Here is a 22,359-nt window from a genome sequence, read left to right as displayed (position 1 = left end):
GTTATTTTTGAAAAAAAAATTGAATGGCGAAACTTCTGGTTATTGGTTATGTCTGGCCCGAGCCTACATCTTCGGCGGCGGGCACAAGAATGATGCAATTACTGAAATTGTTCAGGAACTCTGGCTATGAAGTGATCTTTGCCTCTACCGCTAAAGAAACCCAGAACAAAGCCGATCTATCTTCACTAGGAATTGTTGAAGAGAAAATCCAACTAAACGACCCAAGCTTCGATTCGATTCTGAAAAGGCTTGATCCTGAAATCGTTCTATTCGACCGGTTCATGATGGAGGAACAGTTTGGCTGGCGGGTCGATGAAAATTGTCCTGAGGCATTAAAAATTCTTGATACCGAAGATTTGCATTTTCTTAGAGAAGCCCGTCAAAAGGCTTTTAAGGAAAACCGAACAGAAGAGCAGCTCCTTAATGAATCTGAGCTTGCCAAAAGGGAGATCGCTGCCATTTACAGGTGTGATCTTAGCCTGATCATTTCTGAACCGGAAATAAAATTACTACAGGACAAATTCAATATTCCTGAAGATATACTTTTTTACCTGCCTTATATGTTTTCAGAAATTTCATCTAAGGAACAAGAAATGCTACCCGGTTTCGAGGAACGTAAAGATTTTATAAGTATCGGGAATTTTCTACATGAACCAAACTGGCAGGCCGTCCTGTACCTGAAGGAAAAGATCTGGCCCGAGATCAGAAAAAAATTGCCTGATGCCAGGATGAATATCTATGGTGCTTATGCCTCTCAAAAGGTTGTAAACCTACATAATGCCAGGGAAAATTTTCTTGTTCATGGCTGGGTAGAGGATTCGACAAAGGCGATGAAAGAAAGCAGGGTGTGTCTGGCACCCATAAATTTTGGTGCAGGGCTTAAAGGAAAACTCGTAGAAGCCATGCAGAACGGTACAGTATCTGTTACTACCCCAACCGGGGCAGAAGGCATCAATGCTGAGATGGAATGGAACGGGTTCATTACCCACGGAGATAGGGAATTCATCAACCGTGCGGTCGAACTTTATTCGAATCAGGATCTATGGGAACAAAAACAACAGAAAGGATTTGAAATAATCAATTCCCGATTTAATGGAAAAGAGCATGGTAATTTATTTCAGCAAAGAATCAATTTGATCCTGAATAATCTGAAAGATCACCGAAACATGAATTTCACCGGTAAAATGTTAAGGCACCATCTGCACCGCAGTACATATTTCATGTCCAGGTTTATCGAGGAAAAGAACAGGAACAAAAAATAATAACCGCCGGTCTCAATTAAGCTCCCGACGGTTCACTACACAAAAAAACTGTTTAACACAAACTACAAAACAGGATTAGTTACCTGGTTTAAAAAAAGCTTTTCATTCAGCTTTCGAAGCACCTCGATTTTATTGGAGGTATTCACCAAAAGCGAAATATTGTTATTGCTCCCGCCGTAGGAGATCATACGAATTGGAACGTCCTGGAGTATTTCGAACAATCGGGAAGTTCCGCGATCTTCTATAAGCCCCTCACCTACCACGCAAATAATGCTGTGATTTGAATCTACGCTTATCTCCCCATAATTCTGAAGCTCTTCCATGATCTGGTCCAGGTTAGAGCAATCATCGATCGTAAGAGAAATCGCAATTTCGGAGGTTGTGATCATATCTATCGCGGTTTCATATTTATCGAAGATCTCGAAAATCTTTTTCAGGAAACCGTGTGCCATCAGCATTCGGTTGGACTTGATCTTGATCGCGGTGATCTCATCTTTGGCTGAAATAGCCTTTAATCCTTTGCTGGAAGCCTTCGAACCTATGCAGGTACCTTTTGCCTCGGGGGTGAATGTATTTTTAAGATAGACCGGAATATTTTTTCCAATAACGGGTGAAATTGTCTGTGGATGCAGGATCTTCGCTCCAAAATAGGCCAGCTCGGCAGCTTCCTCAAAGCTAAGGTCGGCAACGGGCTGTGTGCCCTCTACGTAGCGAGGATCATTATTGTGCAGGCCACTTATGTCTGTCCATATCTGTATCTCAGAAGCCCTGATAGCCGCACCCAGTATGGTAGCGGTATAATCGCTGCCACCACGTTTTAATGTATTTATTTTGCCTTCAGCATCTCTTCTCACAAATCCCTGGGTTACCAGGATCTCGGTCTGTTGGGAAGCCTTTAGTTCATCATTCAGCAATTCACCAATATGGGAAGTATCCGGGTTTTCAAGATTGCTTATATGCATAAACTTCTTGGCATCCAGAAGACTGTTTGCAATACCTTCAAAAGCCATAAAGGAGCTGAAAATATAGGTTAAAAGACTTTCTCCTGTGGTTATGATCTTCGCATCTGTTTCCTTGCTCCAGGCTGAATTCGCTGTATCCTGCAGACCTGTTAGCAGATCCTCAATATGACTCTTTACTGAAAGGTTTAAATTTTCTTCCGGAATTAATTCATCTATTAATAAAAAATGTTTATCTCTCAATCCCTGAATTCTTTCTTCGATCGAAGCATATTCCTTTTTCTGTGATAGAGATGAGATCTCTACCAGGAAATTGGTTACCCCAGACATGGCTGAAAGTACCAGCAGCTTATCACCGGGCTGGTTTAAAACGATATTCTTTACATTCCTGATACTTGCAGCAGAGCCAACAGAAGTACCTCCAAATTTTAAAACTTTCATACTTAAAAATTTCAGATTGCATAGGTATAATTAAAAGGAAGCGAGGCAAAAATTATATTTCATTTTATATACATTTGTACAAAATGTTCAATAATTAACAATGAAGACGATAACTACCTGTGTTCATGACATTATAAGGCACCAGCCCTTTTTGGATGATGCCATCGCAAGAGATATTATAAACTTTAGCGGTCTTGCGGCAGATATTCAGCCTCAGGTTGAAAAAGAAATGCGCAAACCTGTGAAACAGGGAAGTATCATTATGGCCCTTAGAAGGTATGCTCCCAGCCGCACCAAAGTTAACATGCAAAGTTTAAGGGAGCTGGGAGATATCATTGTGAGATCTGGTATTACCGAATACACTTTTTTGAATTCCAAAACAATTATTGCAAATAAGGCAAGATTGCTGGAAGCGGTAAAGGACCAGACCGGGATCTATCTGAATTACTCCAGCAATTACCAGGAAAGCAATATCCTGGTTTCATCTTCACTTACAGACCTGGTGGAAAAATGTTTCAGAAATGAGGTTAGAGTTTCGGTTAAGGATGAACTTTCTTCCATAACCATAGCCTTACCTAAGAACAGTTCCCAAACGGTGGGCCTCTATTTCTATATTTTTAAATTGCTGGCCTACGAAGGCATCCCGGTTTTTGAAATGATCTCTACTTCCAACTATTTCGCATTATTTCTTGAAAAAGAATATATAAACAAGGCGTTCCTGTTAATGAACGAGATCAAGCAATAAACTACCAGTATTCGTAATAGACTCCCGTCATGGCGATTACGGCCATCAGCACGATAAGGGCAAAGGCGATAAAGAACTTTTTCCTATTCCCCTGCCGTATGCGTTTGAGAAATTCCAGGTCGGTTTGTTTATCGGGATTATTTCGAGTTAGCATAATTTAGATCGGTTAGAATCGAAAATGGCGCTCAATATACTAAAAATCAAATATTTAACACAAATTGGTTTTAAAATTATCCCAATAAGCACAACAATTAAACTTTGCATAATTAATTTCAGGTATTAAATTTCCTGTTATGAAAAACCTGCTCAGGGCCATACTTGCCGGTTGGGGCGCTAAGAAATTTGGTGGCGGTTGCGGTTGCATAGGAATGATCGTGGTTTTCATCATTCTATGGATCCTGCTTGGCTACCTGGGCCTGGGAAGCTGATTAATTATACTCCTTCACTAAAGTCGCCCATTCCATACTTTTCAGAGTCCTTATTAATATCGGGTTTATGGTCTTCAATAGTTCCGAGCCTTTAGGAAAGGCATAGCTGTAATAGTCCTTTTTAAGGCTCTGGCCCAGGATTTCCACATCACCGGAAATATCCATCCTTTCTATTTCGAATTTCAGAATAGGTTCATCGTAGACGAAAAGTTTCGTCTTTTCCTCGAATACTGCCTGCAGGCCTTCTGCTCCGGTACTCACCAGTTCATTTTCAATATTATAAAGTTCCAGAAGTTCTTCGGAACTCGAACTTTTTACGGTGGTCACATCAAATCTTTCCAGGTCTTCTATGCTCGTGATCTCCTCATTAATGCTTTCAACTGTAAGAGACGAAGCGATACCCGCCGTAAAACTGGAGATAATGATCACGGCCATGAACATCCAGATAAGGCCAATGATCCTTCCGCCGGTGGTTCGAGGTGATTTATCTCCGTAACCAACGGTAGTCATGGTGACGGCACTCCACCAGAATCCCTGCATGATGCCTCTAAGATCACCCCCAAATTCCTCCTTGTTCTTTTTTCTTTCGAAAAGCCATACCAGGAAACCAAAAATAAAGATTACAAATAGCAACAGCCCGATTACCGAAAAGAAATCCCAGCTAAATAGATTCTTAATATGCTTGAGAAATCTGGATTCCTTTTTCTTAGCAACACTCGTATGGGAAATAAAGTATGGCTGCGAAAAATCCATTCTTTTCATCCGGTTATCGGTAACCGTAATGGGGTTTACACTGAAATCTACTTCAGCATTCTCTATGGCCTGCAATAATTTTCCCAGATTCTCATATTCCTTGAACTCGTAAGGCAATTGCAATTGCTCATTCACCATTTTCCAGGAAGATATACTTAGCCCGGCATAGCCCTGCGGCCGCTTTTCCACGAAGGGCGGAGTTTGGGTTATCCCGATGACCAGTTTATTCTTAAATCGAATAGAATCTGTCACCTGGCCAAAGCCCGGCAAACTGAATAAGATGATAAAAATATAAAGGCAGTACTTTTGGATATGAGGCATGGAAAACGAATTTTGCTTCGAATATAATAAAGAAGTTAAAAACGGTATTATTTCCTGGCAGCGTCTTTATCGAAGATATAGGCGATATTGAGCTTTTTCCTTCCGAAATTCTTAGCCTTTTCTATATCCTCACCCATATAAATATCTATCCTGTTCCTCCAGCGGTAATGCATTTTATCCTTGATTAGAAAAACACTGTCAAAACCTTCGATCCTGATCCTTGAGTTATGGTCTAGCCCCATTCTTAAAAGATCTCTGGAAACGGCCACTGCTTTCATTCCCGGTTTAAGCGTGTCGCCCCAGGCAGTGATCCTGGGATTATTCTGGGTCTGATATACTACCGAGTTATAAGCTGTCGCAGTTACGCAGATGGTATCCCAATCCAGGTCTGAATCGTCCAACTTCCTTTTTTTACAGGATGAAATGAAAAATAACAGGCTGCATATTATACCAAGTGCAAATATTCTGGTTATTTCCGGAAATTTTATGCTCCACTTTCTATGCATATAACTATAAACTAAAACCTTGAGGATATTCCCTTTTTACGAACTGGTTGGCCTCATCAAAATTGGTCACCTTCATATTCTGGGCATCCCAGATCATTTTTATGTCTCGGCCCGGGTAGTAAACCTCTTCATGCCCTTCTTTATTTTTCCTGGTTTTCTGAATGTCATACCCCCTAATAGCCAGGTTGGCAATAAGCATTGATTCAGTCAGCGGACCGGCGATCTCGAAAGGGGAGCTTAATTCCTTTTTACCGTAACCAGCGATGGCGGCTTCCACCCACTGGGCATAATGGCCATTTATTCCGTTCTTCACTCGCTCATATTTCTGTGGAACAGATACTTCTTCGGTTTTAGAGGTTGGCAGCAGTCTTGGGTTCAGGCCATAGGTTCCGCACATCATCTTGCCCTTGTCCCCAATGATAAGAGCTCCGTTCCCACCGTCGCCGAAGGTTTCTTCAGGGCCAAGTTCTTCTGGCCGCACTGGCTTGATGCCTCCGTCCATCCAGTGCAGTTTAATATCTTTAGAGGCAGAATACTTATTATCAAAGCTCATGATAACATGACTCGATGGCGGACAGCTTTCCGGGAAATACCCCCTCTGGAATTCGTCAACATACACACTTCCCACACTACATTCCACTTCTTTCGGGTATTTTAACCCCAGAACGCTAAAAGGAGGTTCAATTAAATGGCAACCCATATCTCCTAGTGCGCCGGTACCATAGTCCCACCAGCCACGCCAGTTGAATGGAACCAGCCCGTCTACATATTCCTTTCGGGGAGCCGTTCCCAACCATAAATCCCAGTCGAGCTCTGCTGGAACAGGTGAAGAAGTCTTAGGCCAAGGAATTCCCTGGGGCCAAACCGGTCGGTTGGTCCATACATAAACCTCCTTTACATTCCCAATAATGCCGGCATCGTACCATTCTTTCATCTTTCTTACTCCGTCACCGGAGGCTCCCTGATTTCCCATTTGGGTTACCACCTTATATTTTTCAGCTGCTTCGGTGAGTTTACGAGCTTCATAGATATCATGGGTCAGGGGTTTTTGAACGTAGACATGTTTCCCCCTTTTCATCGCGGCCATCGTCTGTACCGCGTGATTATGGTCTGGTGTGGAAACGCTTACCGCATCAAAATTCTTTGATTCCTTATCGAAGAGTTCCCGGTAATCCTTATAATATTTGGCTTTTGGGAATCGTTCCCTGGAAGCCTGCGCCCTTCTGTCATCCACATCGCATAGAAAAGCGATCTCGGCTTTTCCACTTTCATAGAAGCTGGTAAGGTCAGATTCGCCTTTTCCACCAACCCCGATCCCAGCGATTAGCAATTTATCGCTTGGAGCGACAAACCCGGGTCCACCCAGTACATGTCTAGGAACTATAGTGATACCTGCGGCGGCAATGGCCGATTTTTTCATAAAATCTCTGCGTGAATTGGGATCAACTGGTTTTTTTGATGATTTCATAATACTAAGTAGTTATTGACAGAATTGAAGTTTGATCTTTCAGACCTAGCCCCAATTTAGTCAAAATATGACAAAATGTATCATCATCGGATATTCTGTCGGGTTATTGGAATTTCGGCAGGGTACTTGTACCATACTAGCCGTAAATGGCTGGAAATTAATTTATAGCCGAAATTATAATAGAAAAAAATACTTTTTATGAGTCAAGTTAAGCAAAATGACGCCGTTAAGGTACATTACACAGGGAAGTTAGAAGACGGTCAGGTTTTCGATAGTTCAGTAGAGCGTGGAGAACCTATAGAGTTTACCCTAGGACAGGGTCAGCTTATCCCAGGTTTTGAAGATGGACTTATCGGGATGGAAGTGAACGAAAAGAAAACTATCAATATACCAAAAGAAGAAGCTTACGGAGAGCCTAAAGCTGAGCTTATCCAGGAAGTTGAAAAAAGTCAGCTACCGGAAGAGCTTAAACCAGAAGTGGGAATGCCTCTAGTTTCTAAGGCTCCTGACGGTCGTGAGATCAACCTTGTAGTAACCGAGGTAAAAGATGATAGTATCGTAGTAGATGCGAACCATCCACTTGCAGGTAAAGACCTTATTTTTGATCTTGAAGTTGTAGAGATCAAATAAGAGTTAACCAGAATATTCAATATTAGCCCGGACATGTTCCGGGCTTTTTTTATGCATATTTGGCCCGGTTAGGTTAAGGTTATTATAATTCTTTTCTGAATCCTTCTCACCTTCTTAAATTAGGGAAGAATCAACAAAAAAATTAAATCATGAAAAGAAAAGGATCAGCCGTTTGGAATGGCTCTTTGAAAGAAGGAAAGGGAACAGTAAGCCTGGAAAGCGGGGTTTTAAAAGATGCACAATATTCGTTTAAAACCAGGTTCGAAAATGGAAAAGGTACAAATCCGGAAGAACTGGTTAGTGCGGCCCATGCCGGCTGCTTTAGCATGCAGCTTTCTGCTTTTCTTACCGAAGATGGTTTTGAACCAACAAGCCTGGAAACTACTTCAGAGATCACATTTGAAGATGGCGAGATCACCAAGTCTCACCTAATTCTGAATGCAGATGTACCAGGGATAGATAAGGACAAATTCGATAAGATCGCCAACAAGGCCAAAGAAAATTGCCCATTGTCCAAATTGCTCAACGCAGAGATCACCCTGGAGTACGATCTAAAATAATAAAGCTAAAAATTGAAATTAAAGGTTTAAAAAGATGGATCTGGGATCTGTCTTTTTAAACCTTTTTTATTTGCTGCAGGGCGTAGAAAACCGCTTTTTTTATTTTTTCTTCCATCAGGTTATCTTCCACACATTTCTGGTTCACTTCCAGTTCTATTCCCGCATACCGCTCAGGGAATATTTTACGCAGGCTGGTGGTAAAGCCATCAGCTTTTCCCAGGTAGGGATAATTAGACCTTATCCTGAAACCGGGTAATTTTTGCTGTAGATCTTCTTTTATTTTAAGGGCTAAAGTTTTCTCCATCTTCCTGCCTGGATCGTATAATATTCCAATATCGGCTTTCCTTTCCAGCCCATGCAAAACCGGTGTAAAGCTATGCACCGAAAAATGCAGCACGTCATGCCCCTGCTCTATCATTTTCCTGATAGAATTTTGTACTTTTTCCCTGTATGGTTCATAAAATTCAGAAAGAATCTTTTTCTTTTCGTCCAGGGGCAGGTCTTTTGAAAACCTTGAAAACAGTTTCTTATGCCAGGGAGACCGGTTACTTTCTACAAGTAGCCTCCCTACTTCCTGGTAATGAGAGCTATCTGCAATGGGGTCCAGAAACTTATATAGATCGAATGCCCCCAGGTCAAAGGCCTCATGGGTATCCAGTATCTGTTGGTCAGATTCAAATAAATACTGGTATTCCTTCGGAATAGAAGGGAATGCGTGTTCACAGCTTAACAGCAGTTTCATGGCCGGAACATTCTGTTCTCCTGCAGGCATTCTGCCAGCCTGGAATATACCCTGATAATATGAGCCTGGGAAAAATCATTTCGCAAAGCCTTCAGGATCCTGGTCGCCAGGCTGCCATTTTGCAGGATGAATTCAATATGCTTCTGATGATTTTCACTAAGCTGCTCTCCCACCTTTTCATAAAGTTTCTTCCAGATACTTTTAACATCTGCCTCCTTATGCAAGTCAAAGACTGCAAGGAATCTTTTATCTGTGATAAGCGTATTTTCAGCATTGACTATCACTTCATCAAAGATCCTGAACAGCTCGTCTTCATGCCATGATTTCTGGTCTTCCAGGGAGATAAGCTCCTCCCTTACCAATAATTTTAAAACCTCAATGATCAAAGCTGCTATGGCCACATCTGCCGAAGGATTTTCCTGAATGTCTATCACCCTTATTTCAATGGCATTTCGGTCAAACCTGGAAATGGCACCCCTTGAATTCAAAAAATGATGGTCCAGGATCTTTTCGGTATCGAAAGGTTTTATGGCTTCAGTAATAGGCTCGAAAATCACCTTATTGTAATCTGCTTTATTAAAGACCTGTTCGGGGATCACCTTACCGGTCATATGCGGGATCTCTTTCTGGTTGGTCTTATAGTAATGCATACGGGCATCCTTATATCCGGTGAAATCTCCATCGAGCACGGGCGAACTTGCCGCGAGACCGGGAATGATAGGCAAAAGTAACCTTATTGCCGCATGAAGCTTCTCAAATTCGGCATCATCAAAAAATGGCAGGTTAATATGCATGCTTTGCACATTGCTCCAGCCATGTCCCTTGCAATCGAAAATTCGGTTATAAAGAGCGTAGATCTTGCTGTAATGATGTTGCCACAATTTAGTTTCAGTATGAGGATCCATCATGGGATGGGCTGCGGTAGGCAACAAACGGGTGCCAAATTCATCAAGCAATCCATTGATCTCCCTTACATTTTCTGAAAATAACCTGTCCAGCCCTTCCAGGTCGGCAGTAGGCCCATTGGTTTTCATTTCCACGACATGAGACACCAACTCATTGCTCCATTCAATTTTTCCGTTCTCAACGTCTGAAGTTAAAGAACCATTTTTTTTGGTAAGCAATTTATCTACGATTGGGTTTATCTTAAGTTCTGGAATTTTAACCAGCATATACTCCAGCTCGATCCCATAAACTTCAAAAAGGTGGTAGGCCATTATATTTTGTTTTCTAGTCGGTTCTTTAAAGCGCTGATGATATCTATATAAACCTGCTCGCCATAGAACTCATCTTCCACGCCGGCGTCTATATTAGGATTGTCGTTGATCTCGATGACCAGCGCCTTCTTATTTACTTCTTTTATATCTATGCCATAAAGCCCCTTCCCCATTAGTTTGGCGGCTTTAATGGCATTTTTCAGGATCTTTTCGGGTACTTTTTCAATTGGCAGGCAATCGGCATTCCCGTCCTGGTCGTCTTTTTTATCTGCACTCCAGTTGTAGATCTGCCAGTGTCCCTTGGCCATATAATAGCGGCAGGCATAGAAAGGTCTTCCGTCCAGTATGCCTATGCGCCAGTCGTAATCTGAAGGAGAGAATTCCTGGGCGATCACCAGGTCTGATTTCTTGAGCATGGCATTCACCACCTCAAAATATTCTTCCTCGGTCTCAGCTTTTTTAACGCCGAAAGAAAAAGTGGAATCAGGGGATTTCAGGACCACCGGTAAGCCGGTCTTCTCCAGGACAGAATTCTTATTGTCCTTATGCACTATGATGGTCTTTGGTGTAGGAATACCGGCATTTTCCAACGCTTCAGCCATAAAAACCTTGTTACAGCATTTAAGTATTGCATCTGGATAATCCACGATCGCGATATCTTCCTGCTGGGCTTTACGGGCAAAGGCATAGGCTTCATTGTTCACCTCTGTACTTTGCCTGATGAAAAGGGCATCGAAAGCTGGAAGCCTGGAAAGTTCTTTGGGCCCAATGATTTCGGTATAAAAACCCATTTTCTCCGCTACCTCGATAAATTTCTTCAAAGCTTTGGCATTACTGGGCGGGGCAATATCTTCAGGCTGAACAAGGATCGCCAGGTCATATTCAAAACTGGTATTCCTGGGCGTATCATAACGCTTTTTAGCGAAATACTGCTCAGCAAAAAGCAACATGCTCTCTTTGTGTTCTGCCGGGATCTCGGCTTCAGAAATGGCCTTGATACTTTTTATATTCCACTTTGTAGTAAAATTGAATCTAACCCTTAAAAAGGGGATCTGGAAATGCCTGAAGAACATCGCGCTCAGTTCACGATACTTCGCGGCCACGTTCTGGCCAAAATATATGCTCAAAGTAAACTCCTGTGACTTGATATTTTTAAGGGACTGCTGAAGAAGATCGTCGAAATCTTCTGAAACGATCTTGACAAGTTTCGGCTCTCCCAGGTCCACGATGTTCTTTACCGTTGGAATTGCCAGGTGACCACGGGCTTCCGCCAGCAGGGAAACATAATATCCTTTAGACTGATAGGAATAATCTTTACAAAGATTGAAAATCCTGGCCTTTCCCAATTTGGAGTATTCAGGATTGGTAAGATAATCCTTAGACGAAATGATCTTTACGTGCTCTGATGATATCGTCCAAGTCTCAGGCTGATTTACAACAATATATTTATTCATTAAACAATAAAAAATTTAGTCAAATGTAGATTAAAAACCAATCCGAATTTTAGATTTTAAGCCCAGCTTAATATTTATTCTTACATTCCATTTTTAACTCAAAAACAACATCAAAATGCGATCAAAATTAGCGGGGATACTTCTCTTTTCTGGACTTATAGGTTTGAATGCCCAAACCAACAATCAGGAAATCAGAGTAAAAGCAGAGAAGATCCATGAGAACGCGATCACCATAGATACTCATAACGATATTAATGTAAACAATTTTAGCGCGGAAAAAAATTATTCCATGAACCTGGACACCCAGGTGAATATCCCAAAAATGGAAAAAGGTGGTATTGATGTAACCTGGCTCATCGTTTACACAGATCAAAAGAAACTCAACGAGGAAGGGTATCGCGTCGCCTACGAAAATGCCATCAATAAATTTGAAGCCATTCATAGACTGACCAGCGAACTTGCTCCAAAAAAGATCGGGCTGGCCACAAATTCCGCAGAAGTTAGGGAACTTGTAGCCCAGGGAAAGAAAGTTGCGATGATTGGGGTAGAAAATGCCTATCCAGTGGGTACAGATCTGGGTAGGATTAAAGAATTCTATGAGCGTGGAGCCAGATATATGTCCTTATCACATAACGGTCACAGCCAGTTCTGCGATTCTAATACCGGGGAAGAAAATGATGTATGGCTTTATAATGGGCTTAGCAAACTTGGGAAAGAAGCGATCATAGAAATGAATAAATATGGAATAATGATAGATGTTTCCCATCCCAGCAAAGAGGCCATCAAGCAGATGTTCGAGTTGTCTAAAGCACCATTGATCGCTTCCCACTCCTCTGCCCGGGCCTTGTGTAATCACAGCAGGAATCTTGATGATGAATTGCTGGCCTTGTTCAAAAAACATGGCGGGGTGGTACAGACGGTTGCTTTTTCCAGCTACCTGAACACTGAAAAACACGAAGCTTTCGGGGCCGCGTCAGAAGAACTTTACGAGACAAAAGCCAGGGAAATGGACTTTAGTATCCTGGAAAGAGACAGCATTAAAAAGCTAAGTCAGCCAGAACAGGATATTTATTATAAAAAATTGAATAAGCTTAAGCTGGAGGCCAAACCTGAGATCGAAGAATTGAAGAAGAAGGTGGTACCGGTGAATGTTTCAGATTTTGTAGATCATGTAGATTACCTGGTAGAAAAGATCGGGATAGACCACGTAGGGATTAGTTCAGATTTTGATGGAGGTGGCGGAATTGATGGATGGCAGGATGCTTCAGAAAGCCTTAATGTGACCATCGAACTGGTAAAAAGAGGATATACCGAAGAAGAGATCAAAAAGCTCTGGGGTGAAAATTTACTACGGGTTTTAGATGAAGTGCAGGCCGTAGCCAGCGAAATTCAGAAATCCTGATTCTTATCGAACTTAAGTTCAATGATATTCGCGGGGCCACCTAAGGCCTCGTTGGAAATAAACATCCTGCCAGACGGACTGAAACAGATTCCTTCTGGCTGGGTGAATTTTTCAGGATCCAGTAAATGCAATTCCTTGATCTTACCAGATGGTTTCAGGATCAATAATTTCTGAAATTCAGCATCCAATACATAAAGCTCGTTTGTTTCAGGATGAAAACTCATATCTGAAGGCCTGATAAGCTGTCTGGGGTTATTGGTGCGAAGCCTGTCAAAGGCGGGATCATTAAAATTGATCTTAAGCACAGGTGTTTTATCAAGGTTACGGGTTTCAGGATCGAAGGCGTAGATTCCCCGGTAGTCGCCTCTGTTATCTAAATTGCGCTCTTTCACTATTAGCCAGAGGTTACCTTGCTTGCTGGCAGCGAGCCCTTCTATATTGTTCCTGTATTCAAAATCCAGTTTTATTTCCACAGCATCCTCTTCAATGCCTTTCAGGTCTTTAATATTAAAGAGAGTACCGTTACTTTCTACAACCCAGAATTCGTCGTTAAGTGAAGTGATTGCCTCATAATCCCCGGAACCGGCAAATTTGTATTTATCCACGATCCTAGAAGTTTTGAGGTCATAAATGAAAATATAACCATCCTCATCCTGTATACAGGCAATTCGCTCGTCCCCTAACCAGTAGATACCAGAGATCTCCCTGAGTTCCTCCGGCATTTCCCAGGTCTGCAGGATGGTGTATTCTACGGTAGTATCATTGAAGTCATAATCGTTTTTCTGATAGATCCCGTAAATGACTCCGGCGATCACTAAAATGAAAATTACGATTCCTACTGCCCATTTGGTCATATGCTAAAGCTTTAAAATCTAAATTACACTAATGAGGATGCCGCACAAAAAGATTAACAATACTTTGAAACCGCCTGCCTCTACTCCAGTTTACTGCCTCCCAATCGATTAGCTAAAAGTTAAAATCATGTTAAATAGGTACCTTTTATTACATAGTACTGTAACGGATTCTATTTAAGCTCGTCTTTTAAATAGAAACAATCATCAAAAACATCAAATTATGACAACTTTAGTTAGCAACACCAAGAACAGAAAATCATTTATGAATACAGAGGCGAACAGCAGTTCTTTCAGCATCATCAGCCGAAGAAGATTCGCCTAGTAAGTCAAAAACATCATCAATCATTAAAATTTATTAATCATGAGAACTTTAAGCAGCAACACCAAAAACAGGAAATCTTTTATGAACACTGAGGCAAATGCCAGTTCCTTCAGCCTAAGCAGCCGAAGAAGATTTGCCTAACATTTAAAAATCATCATCAATCATTAATCATCAAAATTCATCAATTATGAGAACTTTAGTAAACAACACCAAGAACAGAAAATCATTTATGAATACCGAAGCCAACGTTAGCAGCTTCAGCATCATCAGCCGAAGAAGGTTCTCCTAGGTATTCGTAACATTCATCAATCAATCATCAATCAAATTAAATTCATCAATTATGAGAACTTTGGATAGCATCATCCAGGATTTTGAAAAAAATAAAGAAGGCGGCCTGAGTCATCGCAGGCCGTTCCTGAACCTGAAGACCTCAAGAGCATATTTTAACTGGCAGGAAACCAGATGCTATGCTTAATAGCCCTGGATCAGGAATTCATCGATCAAGAATGTTTTAGTGCCCCTCTCCTATTTGGAGTCTAAACCAAAACCTGATCTTACCTTAACACCTACAAACCTTTTTGAACTCCAGATCAACGAACAGTATAGAAAACCGGTTACCAGGAAATTCCTGGCTCCGGAAATTAAAAATCAATTTTATGGAAGCTTTTCTAACCTAGCCGGTAAACCTCTGTTTACCGGCTATAATTTTTGGTTAAAATAGCATTAAAATAAGCTTAAAATTTAAACCCCAGCGGCCAAACATTTGTTTATTTGCAGCATCTACCCTGAACAAATGTTAGAAAGAATAAAAAGACAGCCCAAATTAAAATGGGCCCTGATCATCCTGGCAAGCCTTATCGCCCTTTTCTTTTTATTTTTCGGAAGTATCTATTTTGGACTATTCGGAAAAATCCCAAGCTCAAAAGAGCTTACAGAATTAAAACAAAATAAAGCCACACAGGTACTGGCCTCCAATGGAGACCTTATCGGGAAGTTCTACATCTTCGACCGTCAGCCCATCAATTTCTCACAGTTCCCGGAACATCTTAAGGAAGCACTTATCGCTACCGAAGACGTTAGGTTCTATGAACATGACGGTATAGATAACAGGAGTTTATTAAGGGTTTTCTTTAAATCTATTCTATTACAGGACGAGTCTGCCGGTGGTGGGAGCACCATTACGCTTCAGCTTGCCAAGAATATTTACGGAAGAAAGGATTTCGGAATGTTCGGCATCGTCATTAATAAGATGCAGGAAGCGGTAATCGCTAAACGCCTGGAGAATATTTATTCGAAGGACGAGATCATCGAGCTTTATTTTAACACTGTCCCCTTTAGTGACAATACTTATGGGATCGAAAGTGCATCGCTTAAATTCTTCAACAAGCATACTTCAGAATTAAGCCTGGAAGAATCGGCGGTTCTGGTGGGTATGCTTAAGGCAAGTCATTATTACAACCCGAGAATATTTCCGGAGAGAAGCCGTTTAAGACGGGATGTGGTCTTAATGCAGATGGCCAGGAACGGGTACCTGAGCATGGAAGAGGCCGAGGAAGCAAAACTCGAGCCACTCATCCTGGATTATAAAAGTTACAGTCATGACAAGGGAATCGCTCCTTACTTTCGTGAACAGGTGAGAAAAGATGTTAGCCGCGTACTGGATACCCTGAAAAATAAAGATGGACAGAAATATAATATTTATCGCGACGGGCTGATAGTTCATACGACCCTGAATTACCAGATGCAGCAGCTGGCAGAAGAAGCGATGCTGGAACATATGAAAGAACTGCAGTTGCAACATGAAAAATCCTATGGGGATTATGCTCCGTGGATACGCAATAAGGAGATCCTTAACGATGCCATAAAAAGATCTGAGCGCTACCAGTCCCTGCAGAAGGAAGGACTGGATGAGTCTGAGATCATGAAAAGGCTGGAGCAAAAACATCCTACAGAGCTTTTCAGTTATGAAGGCATGGAAACCAAGAATATCAGTACCATAGACAGTATTTCCCATTACCTTAAATTCCTTAATTCAGGCCTATTGGCGGTTGACCCGGAAAATGGTGGTGTACAGGCCTGGGTTGGTGGCGTAGATTTCAGGTTCTTTAAATATGATCATGTGGCCCAAAGCAAAAGGCAGGTTGGTTCTACCTTTAAACCTATAGTCTATACCGCTGCCCTGGAAAACGGATTAGATCCCTGTGCCTATTTTTCGGTACGTGAGGTTACTTATGAAGATGGCTGGACTCCTTCCAATTCTTCTTCTGAAGGCGATGACCCTAATATGAACTACAACCTTAAGACGGCTTTAAGTCGTTCTATGAACACCATTGCGGTGAAGGTATTGATGGAGACCGGTATCGGCAACGTGATCAACCAGGCCCGTAAGATGGGAATAGAGTCTAAATTACCCGAAGTACCTTCGATCGCCCTGGGAACTGCTTCACTGAACCTAAGCGAATTAACATCGGCCTATACCAGTTATGTAAATAACGGTCATTATGCCAAGCCTTTTTATATCACCAGGATCGAAGATGCTGAAGGTAACCTACTGGCAGAATTCGAACCTCAGGTATCCAAAACCAGGGCCTTTTCTGAAGATACTCGCAAGATCATGATCAATATGATGCAGGCGACCGTAAACGAAGGAACTGCGACCAGATTGAGATATAAATACGGTCTGCAAAATGATATCGCCGGGAAAACCGGAACCACCCAGGATAATAAAGATGGCTGGTTCGTGGGAATCACTCCAGAACTGGTATGTGTAACCTGGGTAGGATCTGATGACCACAGGATAGGTTTCAGGAACACCGGTATAGGTCAGGGAGCTAATTCTGCCCTACCCATCTTCGCCAGGTTAATGCAAAAAATGAATGCTGATTCAGAATTCAATAGTATTACCAATGCGAGATTTCAGCCCTTATCTTCAGACCTGGCAGAAATGATGGAATGCCCGCCGCAAGAAAGGGATAACTTCTTTGAGCGCCTGTTCTCTGGAGGTAAAAAAGACCAGAGAAAGAACGAAAATGGAAAAAAGAAGAAGAAAGGTTTCTTTAAGCGGTTATTCGGTAAAAAAGATGATAACTAGAATTCCTTATTGATCTGCATTCTAAGTTTACGAGAGTAATCCTCTTCAAGCCAGTCCCTGTAATTCTTGGTGCTTTTACTTATACAGTAAGAATATTGCTTGATCCTTGAAGCGATATCAGGCTTTAGTTCCTGCGCAAGAATCCTGGCATCAAAAACATCCTCGCTATTTTCTACACACATCTTTACGTGCTGTTCCATAGACCATTCAAGAACGGCCTTGGATTTTAAACCTTTTTTGATCACCTCGTCGTAAGCGGCTTCCACATCAAAAGTTACATCTTCGGTCTTGGAGAATTGTTCACGAATTTCCGGTGGCATTTCATACTGGAATTCCCTTTCGATCTCCTCATCACTTAAAAGATTTTCGAAATAGAAATCTGGTGACCTGAAAATCTGTTTCCAGTCTACCGGTGTGCTCCAGTGACCGAATCTGGCCATGTTATTACCAAGGTCTATCACCGTAAATTCTTCTTTATCTTTAAGAACCCGTGAACCACGACCAATCATCTGGAAATATAGAGTTAGCGATTTGGTTGCTCGATTAAGAATGATGGTTTCCACGGTTGGTTCATCAAAACCGGTGGTAAGTATACTTACCGAAGTCACAATGGCGTCTGGTGTATGTTTGAACCATTTAAGGATGTCTTTACGATCCTGCTTACTGGTTGTATTATCTAAATGGCGAATAGGCAACCCGGCATTTTTGAAGGTATGGTAAACTTCCACCGAAGTATTAATACCATTATTGAAAATGAGAGTTTTCTTACCTCTAGACCTTTCATAATAAGCAGTAAGCAGTTTTTCCTGCATACTGTAATTGGAATAGAGCTCTTCTGAAGATTTTACTGTATAGTCACCGTTCATTCCCACTTTAAGATTGGTAAGCCCTACATTATAGCTGTAAATATTGGCGCGGGCCAAGAATCCTTTTTCTATAAGGGAATTAATGGAATCACCTACGATAAGTTCCCTGTAGTTATCCTTCATGGGAAGCTTGATATTCGAACTCAAAGGAGTGGCTGTCACACCCAGGATGAAGCATTTCTCGAAGAACTTGAACAATTTCCTGAAAGAGTTATAGTGAGCCTCATCGATAATGACCAGACCAATATCTTCTATTTCCAGTTTTTCATCGTTCAAGCGGTTGTTCAGGGTTTCAACCATGGCTACAAAGCACATATAGTCATCCTGATCTGGTAATTCCTTGACCTTGGAATTGATTATCTTATTGCGAACCCCAAAGCCAGAAAGCATTTTGGAGGTCTGTTTACAAAGCTCGATCCTGTGGGTAAGGATTAGAACTTTCTTATTGGTTCTCTGGATATACTCCCGGGTCATCTGGGAGAATATCACGGTTTTACCACCACCTGTTGGTAGCTGGTATAGCAGATTATAATTTTCGGGATGCTCTTCTATCACCCCGAAAATCTTGTTTATATCCTTTTGCTGATAGTCATATAGTTCCTTGTCTACTTTCTTCTTTTCAATACCAAATGTTTCTGACGCCATAGATTTTTTATAAGTAAGCAATTTTGCAAAAATAAGGCATTTTAATCTTTAGTCAAAAATTAATTCAGGAATATGAAGCCTTTAATTAGCCCCGCCGCATTTAAAAAAATTGTATTTTTAGGGTCGTTAATTTTGCTATTATAATTTTTTCAATTGCTGAAAAAATTTCTGTGCCCCCCACTCCCCCCGGGTGAATGAAATAACCTTAAAAACCTGGGATTTGATTTCTGCTGAGGACCTTTACTCCAATTACCAATCAACGCTTAACAGTTGTGAGTTATTCGCAGGCCTGAAAAAAGATCAGTGGTTGGATCTTCTGAACCATTTTCATGAAGAAAAATGGAGTAAGAACTCCTGCATCATAAATCACCAGAAATTCCTCTTTCACTTTTACATTATTACCCGTGGCCGGATCAAAATGTACAATGTAGATGATTTCAGCCATAAGGAACACACCTTGTTCCTACTAAAGAAAGGAGATGTTTTCGATCTATTTTGCCTATTGGATGGTATAAAACATAAGGTATACTATGAATGCCTTGATGAGATAAGGGTTCTGGCCATCCCAATGGAAAAGCTCAGGGAATGGCTTAATAAGAATCCCTGGCAGTATGAACACTTTCTTTCGTATGCCGGTGGTATGATGCGTGCTCTGGAATCTAATGTCTCACAACTCATATTTACCAATATCACCACCCGGCTATTGAAACTGCTTCTGGAAAATGTGAATTTAAAATCTCAAAAGCTGGAACATATCAATGACCTGCCTAATAAGGAGATCGCAAATCTTATAGGTTCCACAAGAGCTGTGGTGAACAGGCATCTTCAGCAATTAAAGCAGAACGGTTCCATTAATATCGCCAGAAACCAGCTGGAGATCAGGGACATTTCTCTATTACTTGAGGAATTGGAAAAGCAGAACGGAAATCAAAAATAACAGCCCTGTGCTACCTAGGTCATTCAGGATCAGCACCATATAGTCTATCTTGCATTAATATTCCAAAACAATTTATTCATCAATTAATTTAAATTTTCAGACCATGAAAAAACTCATCACATTCGTATTACTTGCAGGTTGGGTATTAACCGCCTATTCGCAAAAAGTTATTGAACTTGAAGAAACCACATTAACCTTTGAACCCACAGGCGAGGTCGTTTTTGAAGATTATGCCAATGGAATTGTGAAAGTGCGCGAAAATTATGCAGCCCAATTCCAGTCTAATGCTATCGCTTTTATTAATGAAAACTTTGATATTAACAGATTTAGGAAAGAATCGGGAAATTTAAACGGAGATATTTATGTAACTGTCACCAGTCCTAAAGGGCACCTAAATGCAAGGTATGATGATAAAAATCAACTGGTAAGCACATTTCAAAAATTTGAAGATGTTCCCCTGCCTTTTGAAGTAAGAAATGAAGTCTATGCAAATTATATGGGATGGACTCTTACCAAGGACAAGTACATAGCTTCAGGAACCGAAGGAAATATAGATAAAGAAAAGTATATCGTTTACCTGGAAAAAGGTAGCGAACGTGAAAAATTAAGAATCACCCCTGCCCGTACCTCGACTACCGGTGTGGCCATGGTTGAAAAATTCTAAGGAAAATATATTCCTAGGGCTGTATGGAAGTTTAGCGCTGTCTAATCTCATAAGACAGAATGTTAAATGTAATAGTAGTTAATAAATTCTTGATCTCTCAGATCAAAAAATCACACAGAGTTAACGCTAAAATTTTCATACAGCCTTCTTTTTGTGCCTATTCGAAGAGGTCTGAAGAAAGATACCTGTCTCCACGATCACAAACGATACTAACTACCAGTCCACTTTCCAGCTCATTGCATAGCCTTACCGCGGCCGTAGCAGCTCCTCCACTACTCATTCCGGCAAATATACCTTCTTCCTCTGCTAATCTCCTGCTCATTTCAATAGCATCCTGTTCACTCACTTCCAGAACCCTGTCTACTTTTTTCGGATCAAAGATCTTTGGCAGGTAAGCCTCCGGCCATTTCCTAATACCCGGTATTCGGGAATCATCGGTTGGCTGCACTCCTACGATCTGTATATCCTTGTTCTTTTCTTTTAAAAAAGTACTGGTTCCCATGATGGTACCGGTAGTTCCCATAGAGGAAACGAAGTGGGTAACCTTATTCCCGGTATCTCTCCATATCTCGGGACCGGTGGTTTGGTAATGCGCTTTCCAGTTGTCATCGTTTCCAAACTGGTTAAGCATGAAATAGTCGCCAGATTTCATTTTATCCTCGGCATAATCCCTTGAGCCTTCTATTCCTCCGTCGGCATCGGTAAGTATCACTTTAGCTCCATAAGCCCTCATGGTCTGAACCCTTTCTACCGTAGAATTCTCGGGCATTACCAGCTCAATATCCAATCCAAATATCCCCGCGATCATCGCCAGGGCGATACCGGTATTTCCACTGGTAGCCTCGATCAACTTCGTGCTTTTATCGATATCACCACGTTCCAGGGCACTCTTTATCATATTGTAGGCCGCCCGGTCTTTTACGCTTCCTCCCGGGTTCTGGCCTTCCAGTTTAAAATAGAGGTTTACGCCGGGTTTATTGAAAATACGTTTTGCCTTTACCAGTGGGGTGTTCCCCACCAGGTCTAATATCGAATCGTTCATTTATCTGCGTTGTTTTTAATACTTATCTGGGGAGTATGAGAAACCATGGAGTTCCTGGGTACAGATTTGGTTAACCAGACATTCCCCCCAATAATACTATTCTCACCAATAACGGTTTCTCCACCAAGGATGGTAGCATTTGCATAAATAGTGACATTTTTCTGAATAGTGGGATGCCTTTTGACATTCTTTAAGCCTTTATTTACCGTAAGCGCACCCAGGGTCACTCCTTGGTAAAGCTTTACATTATCTTCGATGATGGCTGTCTCTCCTATCACCACCCCGGTAGCGTGGTCTATAAAAAATGAATCCCCGATTTTGGCTCCCGGGTTGATATCTGTACCGGTAAGACTATGGGCACATTCGGTCATTAGCCTGGGTACCAGGGGTAAGCCGAATTTGTAGAACTCATGGCTAAGCCTGTAAGTTGCAATGGCAAAAAATCCAGGATAGGAAAGATAAACTTCTTCTACCGAATTGGCTGCAGGGTCGTTTTTGGCTATAGCCTGGGCGTCCAGGTTGAGTTTTTCCAGGATTCCCGGAAGCATCTGCAGGTAGTCCTGCCATATATCCTGGCATGGAGAGCCGGGCTCCCAGCATACCAGTTTAGCCAGCACTTCGAAATCCATCCCCAGTTCCATAAGATTATCCTTTACAGGGGTCTGTTTATCGAAAAGGGTATAAAAAAGTTTATGGGTAAAAGCCTGGGTCTTTTCTTTAATGCTCAAATTGAGGTTCGGCAGATTCTTCTGTTCTTCAATCTGGGCAATTATATTTTCCATTTTCATCGCAAGTCTTATTGTATTTCAAATTTACTCAATTAGAATTAACTCAGGAAAGCATTATATAGGTGAATGAGGGACCAGAAACTTTATAGTTAATTATTTATTAAGACGAAAATAACGAGAGGATTTCTTAGGTAAATTAGGGTATAATTTTATATGATAATGGCACAACAAAAAAGCCCGAAAAAAGATTCTAAGAGTCAGCCTAAGCCGGCTCAAAAATCGAAGCAACAGGCTAAACCTAAGAAGTAATTTTTAGTGATTA

22 protein-coding genes are annotated in these 22,359 nt (G+C 41.4%); 10 read left to right on the top strand and 12 right to left on the bottom strand.

Going from position 1 to position 22,359, the window contains the following annotated elements; genetic code table 11:
* The first annotated feature begins 23 nt into the window (after positions 1-23).
* Positions 24-1,262 (top strand): glycosyltransferase family 4 protein, encoded by a 1,239-nt coding sequence (locus tag FLP08_RS09295; protein ID WP_156276228.1) that lies wholly within the window; start codon positions 24-26, stop codon positions 1,260-1,262.
* Between the two features lie 62 nt (positions 1,263-1,324).
* Here FLP08_RS09295 and FLP08_RS09290 read toward each other — a convergent pair whose 3' ends face one another.
* On the bottom strand, positions 1,325-2,662 hold the full coding sequence (locus FLP08_RS09290) for an aspartate kinase (RefSeq protein ID WP_156276226.1): 1,338 nt from the start codon (positions 2,660-2,662) through the stop codon (positions 1,325-1,327).
* Between the two features lie 100 nt (positions 2,663-2,762).
* On the opposite strand from FLP08_RS09290, the gene FLP08_RS09285 reads away from it, so the two are divergent.
* A complete protein-coding gene (locus tag FLP08_RS09285) occupies positions 2,763-3,407 on the top strand; it encodes a hypothetical protein (RefSeq protein WP_156276224.1) in 645 nt (214 codons plus the stop codon).
* Between the two features lies 1 nt (position 3,408).
* Here FLP08_RS09285 and FLP08_RS09280 read toward each other — a convergent pair whose 3' ends face one another.
* Positions 3,409-3,561 (bottom strand): hypothetical protein, encoded by a 153-nt coding sequence (locus FLP08_RS09280; protein ID WP_156276222.1) that lies wholly within the window; start codon positions 3,559-3,561, stop codon positions 3,409-3,411.
* Positions 3,562-3,700: 139 nt separating this feature from the next.
* Here FLP08_RS09280 and FLP08_RS16530 point away from each other — a divergent pair, with 139 nt between their 5' ends.
* Complete coding sequence (locus FLP08_RS16530) at positions 3,701-3,835, top strand: hypothetical protein (protein WP_262885532.1); 135 nt, start codon at positions 3,701-3,703, stop codon at positions 3,833-3,835.
* On the opposite strand, the gene FLP08_RS09275 is transcribed toward FLP08_RS16530, so the two are convergent.
* The 3 genes from FLP08_RS09275 to FLP08_RS09265 form a co-directional block, all read right to left on the bottom strand.
* The gene (locus FLP08_RS09275; RefSeq protein ID WP_156276220.1) at positions 3,836-4,909 is read right to left on the bottom strand and encodes a transporter substrate-binding domain-containing protein; all 1,074 of its coding nucleotides are present in this window, start codon (positions 4,907-4,909) and stop codon (positions 3,836-3,838) included. It abuts the gene before it with no gap.
* Positions 4,910-4,956: 47 nt separating this feature from the next.
* Complete coding sequence (locus FLP08_RS09270) at positions 4,957-5,310, bottom strand: 3D domain-containing protein (protein ID WP_238388474.1); 354 nt, start codon at positions 5,308-5,310, stop codon at positions 4,957-4,959.
* Between the two features lie 109 nt (positions 5,311-5,419).
* Positions 5,420-6,883 (bottom strand): Gfo/Idh/MocA family protein, encoded by a 1,464-nt coding sequence (locus FLP08_RS09265; protein ID WP_156276218.1) that lies wholly within the window; start codon positions 6,881-6,883, stop codon positions 5,420-5,422.
* A gap of 198 nt (positions 6,884-7,081) precedes the next feature.
* On the opposite strand from FLP08_RS09265, the gene FLP08_RS09260 reads away from it, so the two are divergent.
* Together FLP08_RS09260 and FLP08_RS09255 are read left to right on the top strand one after the other, a co-directional pair.
* Positions 7,082-7,513 carry an FKBP-type peptidyl-prolyl cis-trans isomerase gene (locus FLP08_RS09260; protein ID WP_156276216.1) on the top strand — a complete coding sequence of 144 codons (432 nt, stop codon included), beginning with the start codon at positions 7,082-7,084 and terminating at the stop codon, positions 7,511-7,513.
* Between the two features lie 149 nt (positions 7,514-7,662).
* Positions 7,663-8,073 carry an OsmC family protein gene (locus FLP08_RS09255; protein WP_156276214.1) on the top strand — a complete coding sequence of 137 codons (411 nt, stop codon included), beginning with the start codon at positions 7,663-7,665 and terminating at the stop codon, positions 8,071-8,073.
* A 55-nt stretch (positions 8,074-8,128) separates the two neighbouring features.
* On the opposite strand, the gene FLP08_RS09250 is transcribed toward FLP08_RS09255, so the two are convergent.
* The 3 genes from FLP08_RS09250 to FLP08_RS09240 are packed head-to-tail and all read right to left on the bottom strand — an operon-like array spanning position 8,129 to position 11,486.
* Complete coding sequence (locus FLP08_RS09250) at positions 8,129-8,845, bottom strand: N-formylglutamate amidohydrolase (protein WP_238388473.1); 717 nt, start codon at positions 8,843-8,845, stop codon at positions 8,129-8,131.
* The gene (locus tag FLP08_RS09245) at positions 8,812-10,032 is read right to left on the bottom strand and encodes a carboxylate-amine ligase (RefSeq protein ID WP_156276212.1); all 1,221 of its coding nucleotides are present in this window, start codon (positions 10,030-10,032) and stop codon (positions 8,812-8,814) included. The genes FLP08_RS09250 and FLP08_RS09245 overlap by 34 nt, the downstream gene beginning before the upstream one ends.
* Positions 10,032-11,486, bottom strand: coding sequence for a RimK family ATP-grasp domain-containing protein (locus FLP08_RS09240; protein WP_156276210.1), 1,455 nt, complete (start codon positions 11,484-11,486; stop codon positions 10,032-10,034). The genes FLP08_RS09245 and FLP08_RS09240 overlap by 1 nt, the downstream gene beginning before the upstream one ends.
* A gap of 115 nt (positions 11,487-11,601) precedes the next feature.
* Between FLP08_RS09240 and FLP08_RS09235 the strand changes: the two genes are divergently transcribed.
* Entirely contained in the window at positions 11,602-12,888 is a 1,287-nt protein-coding gene (locus FLP08_RS09235) for a dipeptidase (RefSeq protein WP_156276208.1), read from the top strand.
* On the opposite strand, the gene FLP08_RS09230 is transcribed toward FLP08_RS09235, so the two are convergent.
* On the bottom strand, positions 12,876-13,742 hold the full coding sequence (locus FLP08_RS09230) for an SdiA-regulated domain-containing protein (RefSeq protein WP_156276206.1): 867 nt from the start codon (positions 13,740-13,742) through the stop codon (positions 12,876-12,878). The genes FLP08_RS09235 and FLP08_RS09230 overlap by 13 nt on opposite strands.
* A 662-nt stretch (positions 13,743-14,404) precedes the next feature.
* Here FLP08_RS09230 and FLP08_RS16525 point away from each other — a divergent pair.
* Both FLP08_RS16525 and FLP08_RS09225 read left to right on the top strand, forming a co-directional pair.
* A complete protein-coding gene (locus tag FLP08_RS16525; RefSeq protein WP_262885531.1) occupies positions 14,405-14,539 on the top strand; it encodes a hypothetical protein in 135 nt (44 codons plus the stop codon).
* A gap of 318 nt (positions 14,540-14,857) precedes the next feature.
* Positions 14,858-17,155, top strand: coding sequence for a penicillin-binding protein 1A (locus tag FLP08_RS09225; protein ID WP_156276204.1), 2,298 nt, complete (start codon positions 14,858-14,860; stop codon positions 17,153-17,155).
* Here the strand turns inward: FLP08_RS09225 and FLP08_RS09220 are convergent.
* Positions 17,152-18,666, bottom strand: coding sequence for a DEAD/DEAH box helicase (locus tag FLP08_RS09220; RefSeq protein ID WP_156276202.1), 1,515 nt, complete (start codon positions 18,664-18,666; stop codon positions 17,152-17,154). The genes FLP08_RS09225 and FLP08_RS09220 overlap by 4 nt on opposite strands.
* Before the next feature lie 220 nt (positions 18,667-18,886).
* Between FLP08_RS09220 and FLP08_RS09215 the strand changes: the two genes are divergently transcribed.
* Complete coding sequence (locus FLP08_RS09215) at positions 18,887-19,603, top strand: Crp/Fnr family transcriptional regulator (protein WP_156276200.1); 717 nt, start codon at positions 18,887-18,889, stop codon at positions 19,601-19,603.
* Positions 19,604-19,706: 103 nt separating this feature from the next.
* Positions 19,707-20,267: a hypothetical protein gene (locus FLP08_RS09210; RefSeq protein WP_156276198.1), complete on the top strand. Its 561-nt coding sequence runs from the start codon at positions 19,707-19,709 to the stop codon at positions 20,265-20,267.
* 157 nt (positions 20,268-20,424) lie between these two features.
* Here the strand turns inward: FLP08_RS09210 and cysM are convergent, their stop codons facing one another.
* Positions 20,425-21,309, bottom strand: a complete 885-nt coding sequence (gene cysM / locus FLP08_RS09205) for a cysteine synthase CysM (protein WP_156276196.1) — start codon at positions 21,307-21,309, stop codon at positions 20,425-20,427.
* Positions 21,306-22,097, bottom strand: a complete 792-nt coding sequence (gene epsC, locus FLP08_RS09200; protein WP_156276194.1) for a serine O-acetyltransferase EpsC — start codon at positions 22,095-22,097, stop codon at positions 21,306-21,308. Before epsC ends, cysM begins: the two co-directional genes overlap by 4 nt.
* Positions 22,098-22,359: the final 262 nt, after the last annotated feature.

Origin of the sequence: Christiangramia aestuarii (assembly GCF_009735585.1) — a bacterium.
Taxonomy (GTDB): Bacteria; Bacteroidota; Bacteroidia; order Flavobacteriales; family Flavobacteriaceae; genus Christiangramia; species Christiangramia aestuarii.
This window is presented reverse-complemented; position numbering and strand designations above follow the sequence as displayed.

Coding starts and splice junctions, on each gene's coding strand:
- FLP08_RS09240 (WP_156276210.1), bottom strand. CDS start 11,486: ATGAATAAATATATTGTTGTAAATCAGCCTGAGACTTGGACGATATCA.
- FLP08_RS09245 (WP_156276212.1), bottom strand. CDS start 10,032: ATGGCCTACCACCTTTTTGAAGTTTATGGGATCGAGCTGGAGTATATG.
- FLP08_RS09210 (WP_156276198.1), top strand. CDS start 19,707: ATGAAAAAACTCATCACATTCGTATTACTTGCAGGTTGGGTATTAACC.
- FLP08_RS09255 (WP_156276214.1), top strand. CDS start 7,663: ATGAAAAGAAAAGGATCAGCCGTTTGGAATGGCTCTTTGAAAGAAGGA.
- FLP08_RS09220 (WP_156276202.1), bottom strand. CDS start 18,666: ATGGCGTCAGAAACATTTGGTATTGAAAAGAAGAAAGTAGACAAGGAA.
- FLP08_RS16530 (WP_262885532.1), top strand. CDS start 3,701: ATGAAAAACCTGCTCAGGGCCATACTTGCCGGTTGGGGCGCTAAGAAA.
- FLP08_RS09225 (WP_156276204.1), top strand. CDS start 14,858: ATGTTAGAAAGAATAAAAAGACAGCCCAAATTAAAATGGGCCCTGATC.
- cysM (WP_156276196.1), bottom strand. CDS start 21,309: ATGAACGATTCGATATTAGACCTGGTGGGGAACACCCCACTGGTAAAG.
- FLP08_RS09230 (WP_156276206.1), bottom strand. CDS start 13,742: ATGACCAAATGGGCAGTAGGAATCGTAATTTTCATTTTAGTGATCGCC.
- FLP08_RS09280 (WP_156276222.1), bottom strand. CDS start 3,561: ATGCTAACTCGAAATAATCCCGATAAACAAACCGACCTGGAATTTCTC.
- epsC (WP_156276194.1), bottom strand. CDS start 22,097: ATGAAAATGGAAAATATAATTGCCCAGATTGAAGAACAGAAGAATCTG.
- FLP08_RS09290 (WP_156276226.1), bottom strand. CDS start 2,662: ATGAAAGTTTTAAAATTTGGAGGTACTTCTGTTGGCTCTGCTGCAAGT.
- FLP08_RS09295 (WP_156276228.1), top strand. CDS start 24: ATGGCGAAACTTCTGGTTATTGGTTATGTCTGGCCCGAGCCTACATCT.
- FLP08_RS16525 (WP_262885531.1), top strand. CDS start 14,405: ATGAGAACTTTGGATAGCATCATCCAGGATTTTGAAAAAAATAAAGAA.
- FLP08_RS09250 (WP_238388473.1), bottom strand. CDS start 8,845: ATGCCTGCAGGAGAACAGAATGTTCCGGCCATGAAACTGCTGTTAAGC.
- FLP08_RS09235 (WP_156276208.1), top strand. CDS start 11,602: ATGCGATCAAAATTAGCGGGGATACTTCTCTTTTCTGGACTTATAGGT.
- FLP08_RS09260 (WP_156276216.1), top strand. CDS start 7,082: ATGAGTCAAGTTAAGCAAAATGACGCCGTTAAGGTACATTACACAGGG.
- FLP08_RS09275 (WP_156276220.1), bottom strand. CDS start 4,909: ATGCCTCATATCCAAAAGTACTGCCTTTATATTTTTATCATCTTATTC.
- FLP08_RS09285 (WP_156276224.1), top strand. CDS start 2,763: ATGAAGACGATAACTACCTGTGTTCATGACATTATAAGGCACCAGCCC.
- FLP08_RS09265 (WP_156276218.1), bottom strand. CDS start 6,883: ATGAAATCATCAAAAAAACCAGTTGATCCCAATTCACGCAGAGATTTT.